This window comes from Mitsuaria sp. TWR114 (assembly GCF_007997345.1).
Genome location: NZ_VOSR01000008.1, coordinates 1 through 10,111 on the forward strand (window position 1 = coordinate 1; position 10,111 = coordinate 10,111).

12 protein-coding genes and 1 pseudogene are annotated in these 10,111 nt (G+C 69.5%); 11 read left to right on the forward strand and 2 right to left on the reverse strand.

What is annotated here, in order from left to right:
• The 8 genes from murJ to FUT87_RS00645 form a co-directional block, all read left to right on the forward strand.
• The coding region (gene murJ, locus FUT87_RS00610) for a murein biosynthesis integral membrane protein MurJ (protein ID WP_147239745.1) at positions 1–837 on the forward strand (837 nt) is incomplete at its 5' end.
• A gap of 73 nt (positions 838–910) precedes the next feature.
• Positions 911–1,687 carry a SirB1 family protein gene (locus tag FUT87_RS00615; protein ID WP_091723472.1) on the forward strand — a complete coding sequence of 259 codons (777 nt, stop codon included), beginning with the start codon at positions 911–913 and terminating at the stop codon, positions 1,685–1,687.
• Between the two features lie 150 nt (positions 1,688–1,837).
• Positions 1,838–2,512 carry an HdaA/DnaA family protein gene (locus FUT87_RS00620; protein ID WP_091723475.1) on the forward strand — a complete coding sequence of 225 codons (675 nt, stop codon included), beginning with the start codon at positions 1,838–1,840 and terminating at the stop codon, positions 2,510–2,512.
• Positions 2,513–2,564: 52 nt separating this feature from the next.
• Positions 2,565–3,233 (forward strand): HAD family phosphatase, encoded by a 669-nt coding sequence (locus FUT87_RS00625; protein WP_147239746.1) that lies wholly within the window; start codon positions 2,565–2,567, stop codon positions 3,231–3,233.
• Positions 3,230–4,708 (forward strand): polynucleotide adenylyltransferase PcnB, encoded by a 1,479-nt coding sequence (gene pcnB, locus FUT87_RS00630; RefSeq protein ID WP_147239747.1) that lies wholly within the window; start codon positions 3,230–3,232, stop codon positions 4,706–4,708. The genes FUT87_RS00625 and pcnB overlap by 4 nt, the downstream gene beginning before the upstream one ends.
• A gap of 149 nt (positions 4,709–4,857) precedes the next feature.
• On the forward strand, positions 4,858–5,397 hold the full coding sequence (gene folK, locus FUT87_RS00635; protein ID WP_147239748.1) for a 2-amino-4-hydroxy-6-hydroxymethyldihydropteridine diphosphokinase: 540 nt from the start codon (positions 4,858–4,860) through the stop codon (positions 5,395–5,397).
• A 58-nt stretch (positions 5,398–5,455) separates the two neighbouring features.
• Entirely contained in the window at positions 5,456–6,103 is a 648-nt protein-coding gene (locus FUT87_RS00640; RefSeq protein WP_091723483.1) for a DUF47 domain-containing protein, read from the forward strand.
• Between the two features lie 21 nt (positions 6,104–6,124).
• Positions 6,125–7,135, forward strand: coding sequence for an inorganic phosphate transporter (locus FUT87_RS00645; protein ID WP_147239749.1), 1,011 nt, complete (start codon positions 6,125–6,127; stop codon positions 7,133–7,135).
• A 31-nt stretch (positions 7,136–7,166) separates the two neighbouring features.
• On the opposite strand, the gene FUT87_RS00650 is transcribed toward FUT87_RS00645, so the two are convergent.
• Positions 7,167–7,640 (reverse strand): NINE protein, encoded by a 474-nt coding sequence (locus FUT87_RS00650; RefSeq protein ID WP_147239750.1) that lies wholly within the window; start codon positions 7,638–7,640, stop codon positions 7,167–7,169.
• Positions 7,637–8,236 carry a GNAT family N-acetyltransferase gene (locus tag FUT87_RS00655; RefSeq protein WP_091723490.1) on the reverse strand — a complete coding sequence of 200 codons (600 nt, stop codon included), beginning with the start codon at positions 8,234–8,236 and terminating at the stop codon, positions 7,637–7,639. Before FUT87_RS00655 ends, FUT87_RS00650 begins: the two co-directional genes overlap by 4 nt.
• Before the next feature lie 274 nt (positions 8,237–8,510).
• Between FUT87_RS00655 and rpsP the strand changes: the two genes are divergently transcribed.
• The 3 genes and pseudogenes from rpsP to trmD all read left to right on the forward strand — a co-directional run.
• Positions 8,511–8,780, forward strand: a complete 270-nt coding sequence (gene rpsP / locus FUT87_RS00660; protein WP_091723493.1) for a 30S ribosomal protein S16 — start codon at positions 8,511–8,513, stop codon at positions 8,778–8,780.
• Positions 8,781–8,796: 16 nt separating this feature from the next.
• Positions 8,797–9,393 carry a ribosome maturation factor RimM gene (rimM, locus tag FUT87_RS00665; RefSeq protein WP_147239751.1) on the forward strand — a complete coding sequence of 199 codons (597 nt, stop codon included), beginning with the start codon at positions 8,797–8,799 and terminating at the stop codon, positions 9,391–9,393.
• A 20-nt stretch (positions 9,394–9,413) separates the two neighbouring features.
• Positions 9,414–10,111 (forward strand): annotated as a pseudogene (trmD, locus tag FUT87_RS00670) (tRNA (guanosine(37)-N1)-methyltransferase TrmD); the annotation flags it as partial.

Here is a 10,111-nt window from a genome sequence, read left to right on the forward strand (position 1 = left end):
CTGGGCGTCGGCGTGGCGCAGCTGTCGCTGCTGATCAACACGCAGATCGCGATCGCGGTGGGCGAGGGCGCCGCATCCTGGCTGACGTACGCGGACCGGCTGATGGAATTCCCGATCGCGCTGCTCGGCGTCGCGCTGGGCGTGGTGCTGACGCCGCAACTGGCCGCCAGCACCGCCAAGGGCGAGACCGAGAAGTACTCGGGCCTGCTCGACTGGGGCCTGCGCCTGACGCTGCTGCTGGCGCTGCCCTGCGCGGTCGCGCTGGTGGTCTTCGCCGAGCCGCTGGTGGCGGTGCTCTATCAGCGCGGCGCCTTCCGGGCCGCCGACGTCACCAGCACCGCCCACGCGGTCATGGGCTACGGGCTCGGGCTGATGGGGCTGGTGTCGATCAAGGTGCTGGCGCCCGGCTTCTACGCGCGCCAGGACATGCGCACGCCGGTGCGCATCGCCGTCGGCGTGCTGGTGCTGACGCAGCTCTTCAACGCGATCTTCGTCTTCGGCTTGCAGATCGGCGTCGCCGGTCTGTCGCTGTCGATCGGCCTGGGGGCGGTGGTCAACGCGCTGCTGCTGCTGCGCGGGCTGCGCCGGCTGGGCACCTACACGCCGGAAGCCGGCTGGGCGCTGTTCCTGCTGCGCGTGCTGATCGCCAGCGCGGCGATGGGCGCGCTGCAGTGGTGGCTGGCCGGGCACTTTGCCTGGGTCGGCGGCAAGGGCTTCCACTTCGAGCTGGCGCGCGCCGGGTGGATGGCGCTGAGCCTGGGAGCGTCGGCGCTGCTGTATTTCAGCGTGCTGCTGCTGCTGGGCGTGAAGCTGCGCCAGTTCGCGCGGCGGGCCTGAGCGCCGGGTGCGAGTTCCCGGACTCGGGAACCGCGCCGATGACGCCGCCAGGCCAGGGCGTAGACTCGGGCGCATGAGTTCGCCCCTGCAGTGGACGGTGCCGTCGGCGCTGGACTATTTCTCGACGCTGGTTGCCGACGACGACACGCTGAACCTGGCCGAAGCCGCCGCCGCGATCGCGCTGGACGACGTCCCCCGGCTGGACGTGCAGCAGGTGATGGCGGAGCTGGACCGGCTCGGCGAGCGGCTGCGCCAGCGCCTGCCGGCCGACGCGCCGCCGAGCCACCGGCTCCGGATGCTCAACCAGTACTTCCATGGCGAGCTCGGCTTCGCGGGCAACGTCAACGACTACTACGCGATCGGCAACAGCTACCTGCACCAGGTGCTGGCCACGCGGCGCGGCATCCCGATCACGCTGGCGATCATCTACATGGAGCTGGCGGCCCATGTCGGCCTGCGGGTCAAGGGCGTCAGCTTCCCGGGGCACTTCCTGATGAAGCTGCGGCTGCCGCAGGGTGAGGTCGTGCTGGACCCGTTCAGCGGGCGCTCGCTGGGGCGCGGCGAACTCGACGAGTTCCTCAGCCCCTGGCGCGAGCGCGCCGGGCTGATGCCGCAGGAGCCGATGTCGCTGGATGCCTTCCTGGGGACCGCGTCGCCGCGCCAGATCCTGGCGCGCATGCTGCGCAACCTCAAGCAGATCCACATGGACCGGCAGGACCTGCCCCGGCTGCTGGCCGTGCAGCGCAAGCTGGTGGCGCTGCTGCCGGGGGACCGCGTCGAGCAGGTCGAGCTGGAGCAGTGCCTGCAGCAGATCCGCGACGGCGAAGGCGGGCCCGCCACCTTCCACTGAGGCCCGGTTTCCCTGCCCGTCCTTCGCCGTCCCCCACCTCCGGGTGGTCAGCGGGGCGGGAGGGTGGGAGGCGCCGCTTAGAATCCCGCTCCTTGAGGGCTGGGGCCTGGCATCGCCGCCGGGTCTCCCTCCATCCAACGCTGAAGTGGTTTGAAGCAGATCCCGCTGTCGCTCGGTCCCGAGCCCGACTACACCTTTGACACGCTCCTCACTGGCGCCAACACTGCGGCCCTCACGCACGTGCTGGGGCTGGGCGCGGGTTCGCCGCCGGTCTTCCTGTGGGGGCCGCCGGGCAGCGGCAAGACGCACCTGCTGCGCGCGCTCGCCCAGCACTGGCAGCACGCCGGTGCGCAGGTCGGCTGGTACGACGCCGACACGCCGCTGCCCTGGGAACTGCCCACCCACCCCAGCCTGCTGCTGCTCGACGACACGCAGCGCTTCGACGACGGCCGGCAGCATGCGGCCTTCGCGCTGTTCGTCGAGGCCGCGACGCTGGGGCTGGCGGTCGTCTCGACCGGCACCGCGCCGCCGGTGGACCTCGCGCTGCGCGAGGACCTGCGCACGCGCCTGGGCTGGGGCCCGACCTTCGCGCTTGTGCCGCTGTCCGAGGCCGAGGTGCGCGCCGTGCTGCGCCGCGAGGCCGACCGCCGCGGCATCGCGCTGACCGACGACGTCATCGACTACCTGCTCACCCGCTACGCCCGCGACCTCAAGCACCTGATGACGCTGCTCGACGGGCTGGACGAATTCGCCCTGGCCAGCAAGCGGGCCGTCACCGTGCCGCTGCTGCGCCAGATGCTCGCCGACCAGGGCGCGCCCGCCTGAGGCGCGTCGTGCCGCCGGTTGCAATGATTTCAAGGTTTTTCAAGGACATCACGTGGACCTGACCCTGTTCGACCTGGACGGCACCCTGATCCCGCAGGACTCGGATCACGCCTTCGGCGCCTACATGGTGGAGATCGGCTGGGCCGACGGCGCCGCCTGGGCGGCCCGCAACGACGAGTTCTACGCGCAGTACCAGCGCGGCGAGCTCGACCTGGACGAATACGTCGAGTTCGCCACCTCCGTCTGGCGCGCCCGTCCGCTGGCCGAAGCCGAGGCCGCCCGCGCCAAATTCATGAGCCGGGTCGTCGCGCCGATGTTGCGCGACAATGCGCGCGCACTGGTGCAGCGCCACCTGGATGCCGGGGATCTCGTGGTCGTGGTGACCGCGACCAATGAATTCGTGACCGCGCCGATCGCCCAGGCCTTCGGCATCGACCACCTGATCGCCGTGCAGCTGGAACGCGACGCGGCCGGCGCGTTCACCGGTCGCGTGCGCGGCACCCCGTCCTTCCAGGCGGGCAAGATCGTGCGCGTGAACGAGTGGCTGGCCGCGCAGGGCCGGCGCTGGGAGGATTTCGAGCGCGTGCATTTCTACAGCGACTCGATGAACGACCTGCCGCTGCTGGAGCGGGTCAGCCATCCGGTGGCGACCAATCCCACCGCGGCCCTCGAGACGCTGGCGCGCGAGCGCGGCTGGCCGATATTGAAGCTGTTCGAATGATTAAAAAACTGATCAACAAGCTGTTGGGCAAGCCCGAGGGGACCGCCACGCCGCTGGGCAAGCGGGTGGAAATCACCGCCGAGGAGCACCGCATCGATCCGGCGCTGCTGGACGAGCGCGGCGTCAAGGTCGTCAAGGGGCTGACCGACGCGGGCTTCGAGGCCTACATCGTCGGCGGCGCCGTGCGCGACCTGCTGCTGGGACGCCGGCCCAAGGACTTCGACGTCGCCACCGACGCCACGCCGGAACAGGTCAAGAACCAGTTCCGCCGCGCCTTCATCATCGGCCGGCGCTTCCGCATCGTCCACGTGGTCTACGGCCGCGGCCGCGAGCACGAGGTCATCGAGGTCTCGACCTTCCGGGCGCTGCTCAAGGAGGACGATGCCGAGCAGGTGCAGGGCAACGAGAAGACGTCCAAGAGCGCGCTGGACGGCAAGTCGCACGTCGTCGACGCGTCCGGCCGGGTGCTGCGCGACAACGTCTGGGGCCCGCAGATCGAGGACGCCGCGCGCCGCGACTTCACGGTCAACGCGATGTACTACGACCCGCAGCGCGAGCTGGTGGTCGACTACCACGGCGGCCTGGCCGACGCGCGCAAGAAGGTGCTGCGCATGATCGGCGACCCCGAGACCCGCTACCGCGAGGACCCGGTGCGCATCCTGCGCGCGGTGCGCTTCGCCGCCAAGCTGGGGTTCACGATCGAGCCCAAGACGCGCGCGCCGATCGTGGCGATGGGGCCGCTGCTCGCGAACGTGCCGCTGTCGCGGATGTTCGACGAGATGATCAAGCTGCTGCAGACCGGCCACGCGCTGGCCAGCATCGAGGAACTGCGCAAGCAGGGCCTGGCGCGCGGCGTGTTCCCGATCCTGGACGCGGTGCTGGACAAGGACGGCGCGCTGCCCGACAACGTGCACGGCAAGTTCGTTCGGCTGGCGCTGGAGGACACCGACAAGCGGGTGGCCGAGGGCCGCTCGGTGGCGCCGAGCTTCATGCTCGCCTGCATGCTGTGGGGCGAGGTCCAGCAGCGCTGGCAGCGCCTGATCGACGGCGGCGAAGGGGCGGTGCCCGCGCTGCAGCAGGCCATCGACCTGGTCTTCGACGCGCGCGTGGGCGACATCTCCGGCCGCGGCAAGCTGGCCGCGGACATGCGCGAGATCTGGATGATGCAGCCGCGCTTCGAGCGCCGCACCGGCAGCGGGCCGCACCGCCTGATCGAGCAGCCGCGCTACCGCGCCGGCTTCGACTTCCTGGCGCTGCGCGCCGAGGCGGGCGAGATCGATCCGGCGCTGGCCGACTGGTGGGAGGACTTCGCGCTGGGCAGCGAGGACGACGCCGCGCGCTGCTCGATCAGCGCGCGAGACGCAGCGCCAGACCGGTCCGCGCAGCAAGCCCAAGGCGGGCGGCGGACGGGTGCATTCGGTGCCGCGCGGTTCGGTGGCGGCCGGCAACGTGCCGGCGGTGCCGGTGGCCGGTGAATCGGCCGCGGCCTTGCCCATCGATCCCGAGGCGATGGACGGGGAGGGCGGCGCGGCCCATCCGGCCAAGAAGCGCCGCGTCGTCGCAAGCCGAAGTCGGCGGGTGCCGGCGAAGCGTCGAGCGCCGCGCCGGCGTCCTCCGCCGACGAATGATCACGGCCTACGTCGGCCTGGGCGCCAACCTCGGCGACCTGCGGCGCACGCTGGAGGCGGCGCTGGCCGACCTCGCCGACCTGAAGGACCTGAGCGTCGAGGCCGTCTCCGGCGCCTGGCGCAGCGCGCCGGTCGGCTGCGAAGGGCCCGACTATCTCAATGCGGTCGCGCGCGTGCACACCGGCCTGGCCCCGCTGGTGCTGCTCGAGGCGCTTCAGGCGATCGAACAGCGCCACGGGCGCGAGCGGCCCTATGTCAACGCGCCGCGCACGCTCGACCTCGACCTGCTCCTCTACGGCGACGAGACCCTCGCACTCGAACGCCTGACCGTGCCCCATCCGAGGCTGCATCAGCGCGCCTTCGTCCTCAAGCCCTTGCTGGAGCTCGATCCGGCGTTGAGTGCGCCGGGACTGGGCGATCTGCGAAGCCATCTACCCGGCGTCGCCGACCAGGCGATCGAACGCGAGGACGAGCCGTTGCGCCGGCCCCATGGCCCGTTCGGGCCCCAGGCCGCTACACTTGCCGGTTTTCCGTGACACGGAAATGAACCATTTGTGACGATCCGGCGTGGATCGCACCGCGCGGAGCCTCCCCATGTTTTTCGGCAAGCTGCTGCCCCGTGAGGGCAATTTTTTTGAACTGTTCAATGAGCACGGCACGCAGATCGTGGAAGGCGCCCGCGCCTTCATGCTCATGATCCAGAACTACAACGACCTGACGCTGCGCGAGAAGTACGCCGCCGAGGTCGACAAGGCCGAGCACCACGCCGACCGCATCACCGCCGAGGTGAACCGGCTGCTGCACCGGACCTTCATCACGCCGATCGACCGCGAGCAGATCCACGGCCTGATCAACGCGATGGACGACATCCTGGACCTGCTGCAGGACTCCAGCGAAACCATGCAGCTCTACGACGTGCGCTCCATCCCCGACGAGGTGCTGCGCCTGGGCGAGCTCTCGGCCAAGTGCTGCGAGCGCGTCAAGCATGCCGTCACGCTGCTGCCCAAGCTCAGCGAGCCGCACACCGCCGAGGCCGCCATCAAGGCCTGCGAGGAGATCGACAAGCTCGAGTCCGATGCCGACCGCGTGATGCGCGCCGCGATGTCCAAGCTGTTCCGCGAGCAGGAGGACGTGCGCGAGCTGATCAAGCTCAAGGCCATCTACGAGCAGCTGGAGTCGATCTCCGACCGCTGCGAGGACGTGGCCAACCTGATCGAGGGCATCGTCCTCGAGAACTCCTGATCCGATAGCGGAGCGTCTGCTATGGGAACGATGCAGGTGGCCTTCTGGGTCGTGGCCATGCTGGTGGTGCTGGCCATCGCCTTCGACTTCATGAACGGCTTCCACGATGCGGCCAACTCGATCGCGACGGTCGTCTCGACCGGCGTGCTCAAGCCGCAGCAGGCCGTGCTGTTCGCGGCCTTCTTCAACGTGATCGCGGTGCTGTTCTTCGAGCTGAAGGTGGCGGCGACGATCGGCAAGGGCTCGATCGACGCGGGCATCGTCGATCACCATGTGATCTTCGGCGCCTTGATCGGTGCGATCGCGTGGAACGTGATCACCTGGTTCTACGGCATCCCGTCGAGCTCCTCGCACGCGCTGATCGGCGGCCTGGTGGGCGCGGCGATCGCGAAGGCGGGCACCAAGGGGCTGATCATGAGCGGCATCGGCAAGACGGTGCTGTTCATCTTCGTGTCGCCGCTGCTGGGCTTCCTGCTCGGCTCCTTGCTGATGGTGGCGGTGGCCTGGCTATTCCGCCGCAGCTCGCCGCTACGCGTGGACAACTGGTTCAGACGGCTGCAGCTGGTCTCGGCCGGCCTGTACAGCCTGGGTCACGGCGGCAACGACGCGCAAAAGACGATCGGCCTGATCTGGATGCTGCTGATCGCGTCGGGCTACGCGGGTGCTGGCGAGCACTCGCCGCCGACCTGGGTGATCGTCGTCTGCTACCTGGCCATCGGCCTGGGGACCATGTTCGGCGGCTGGCGCATCGTCCGCACGATGGGGCAGAAGATCACCAAGCTCAAGCCGGTGGGCGGCTTCTGCGCGGAAACCGGCGGCGCGATCACGCTCTTCCTGGCCACCGCGCTGGGCATCCCGGTGTCGACGACGCACACCATCACCGGCGCCATCGTCGGCGTGGGCTCGACGCAGCGCGCGTCGTCGGTGCGCTGGGGCGTGGCCGGCAACATCGTCTGGGCCTGGATCTTCACGATCCCGGCGTCGGCCTTCATCGGCGGGCTGTTCTACTGGATCAGCTTCACGCTGTTCTGAGCGGGCTGGGGCGGGCTGCGCTCGCGGGCGGCTACTGGCTGATCTCGCGGGCGGCTTCGACCTGGGATTCGAAATAGCGCTGCGCCGAGAACGCGATCGTCGCCATCAGGCAGGCGCCGCCCACCATCAGACAGGCGATGACGCCCAGGATCGGCCACCAGCCGGTCTTGCGCACCGGTTGGCCCGGATTGAAGCGCTCGGCCCAGCGCTCGTCCGGCATCAGGCCGTAGACGATGCCGGCCAGCATGCTCTGCGCCAGCATCAGCCCCAGCAGCGGAATCAGGAACCAGGCCACGACGTCGTCCTGGCCCAGGGTGTCCATCCGGTGGACGCCATACAGCCCCAGCAGCGTCGGCAGCGGGTGCAACCAGCCCAGCCGGTCGCCGAAGCCGTGGAGATAGAAGCGGTGCGCCCCGAGGCTGCCAAGCGCGAAGCTCAGCCAGGTGGCTACGGTCTTGGACTTGGCGTCCGCACCGGCGCCGTCGGTCGGGGCGAGGGCGCTCATGCGGCGGGCGTCGGGTCCGGGGTGGCCGGCGCGGTCGCCGGGGCGGCGCCAGTGGGCGAGCTGGTGTCGCCCTGGCCCAGCTGGCGCTGCATCAGCACCACGTCCAGCCACTTGCCGAACTTCCAACCGGCGGCCTTCATGACGCCGACGTCCTCGAAGCCGTGGCTGCGGTGGACGCCGATGGAGCCCAGGTTCTGCGAATCGCCGATGACGGCGATCATCTGCCGCGCGCCGGCGGCTTCGCAGCGCGCGATCAACTCCGCCAGCAGCAGCCGGCCGACGCCTTGTCCCTGCGCCTGCGGCGCGAGGTAGATCGAGTCCTCGACGAAATAGCGATAGGCCAGCCGCGGGCGGAAATAGTTGGCATACGCGTAGCCGAGCACCTGTCCGTCACGCTCCGCGACCAGGTAGGGCAGGCTGCGGCTGAGCACCTCGGTCCGGCGGCGGGCCATCTCGGCGCGATCGGGGACCTCGGTCTCGAAAGTGCCGGTGCCGTGCAGCACCGCGTGTTCGTAGATCTGCTGGATCGCGGCGATGTCGCCTTCCAGGCTGGGGCGGATCAGGAGCGGGGAGGAACTGCTGGTGGTTGTCGTCATTGGGGGAGGAGGACAAAGCGTCAAGAGCGAGTTTATAATGCCGGGTTTTGGCGCTGGCCCCTGGGTGTGGCTGTCACGCTTCGAAGCTTCCTGATCCGGGGCTGAGGGGGCGAAGGACGGACCGGGGGCGTATCTACGGTGCCAGCTGCCGACCTGTCCCGGGGACTCGATGCGCGACACACGCGCTCCCCGCACGGAACGGTCGGTTCATTGTCTGCTTGCCCCTGTGTGTCTCCCTGGTGCGGTGGAACGCTCAAAACCTGAAGGATAGATCATGGTCGTGATTCGACTCTCCCGCGGTGGCTCCAAGAAGCGTCCGTTCTACAACATCGTCGTGACCGACAGCCGCAACCGCCGCGACGGCCGCTTCATCGAGCGCGTCGGCTTCTACAACCCGGTCGCCTCCGGCAATGCCGAAGGCCTGCGCGTCTCGCAAGACCGCGTGTCGTACTGGGTGGGCGTGGGCGCCCAGCTGTCGCCGGCCGTCGCCCGTCTGGTCGACGTGTCCAAGAAGGCTGCCGCTCCGGCCGCCGCCGCTGCCTGATCCTCGGATCGCAGTGATGAAGCAGGCGCCTGACGACGTGATCGAGTCCTCCCCGGCCTTTCCGGAAGACGCCATCGAAGTCGGGCGCGTGCTGGACGCCTGGGGCATCAAGGGCTGGCTGAAGATCCTCAGCCACTCCGCCGATGCCCAGGCGCTCTTCGCCTCTCGCCGCTGGTTCCTGAAGCCCAGCGAGAAGGCCCTGCCGGGCAAGCCGCATGTCGTGCCGCCCGTGCTCAAGATCCTGGCTGTCCGCGACCATGCGGACGGCATCGTCGCCCAGGTGGAAGGCGTGGCCGACCGCAACGGCGCCGAAGCGCTCAAGGGCGCCCGCATCTTCGTCTCGCGCAGCGTGTTCCCCGAGACGGACGACGGCGAGTTCTACTGGGTCGACCTGATCGGCATGTCGGTCGTCAACAAGGACGGCACCACGCTGGGCGAGGTGATCGACCTGATCGACACCGGCCCCCACTGCGTGCTGCGCATCCTGCCCGCCGGCAAGACCGCACCGATCAAGCCCGATGAAGAGATCCTGATCCCGTTCGTGAACGCCTATGTCGGCGACGTCGACAAGGCCGCGCGGGTCATCCCGGTCGACTGGGACCTCGACTACTGAAGCCGCGGGCCTGACTGCCCATGCGCTTCGACGTTCTCACCCTGTTCCCCGAACTCTTCGACCCCTTCCTGCGGGTCGGCGTGACGCGTCGCGCCTACGAAAGCCGGCAGGTCGACGTGCGTCTGTGGCAGATGCGCGATTACGCCGAGGACAACTACCGCCGTGTTGACGATCGCCCCTTCGGCGGTGGGCCCGGCATGGTGATGCTGGCCGCGCCGCTGGAGCGCGCGCTGGCTGCCGTGAAGGCCGACCGCGCCACCGCCCATCCGGGTGCGCCCGCCGTGATCCATTTCAGTCCGACCGGCCGCCGGCTCGACCAGGCGCTGGCGCGCGAGTTGGCCGTGGGCGAGGGCGCCATCCTGCTGTGCGGCCGCTACGAAGGCATCGACCAGCGCGTGCTGGACCGCCACGTGACGATGGAGATCAGCCTGGGCGACTTCGTGCTGTCGGGGGGTGAACTGCGGCGATCGCGATGCTGGACGCCATCGCCCGCCTGCAGGACGGCGTGCTCAACGATGCCGCCTCGCACCAGCAGGACAGCTTCTCCGACGGCCTGCTGGACTGCCCCCACTTCAGCCGTCCCGAGGTCCTGGAGACGCCCGAAGGACCGTTGCCGGTGCCGCCGGTGCTGCTGTCCGGCCACCATGCCGAGATCGCGCGCTGGCGCCGCGAGCAGTCGCTGGCGCTGACGCTGGCGCGTCGCCCGGAGCTGATCGAG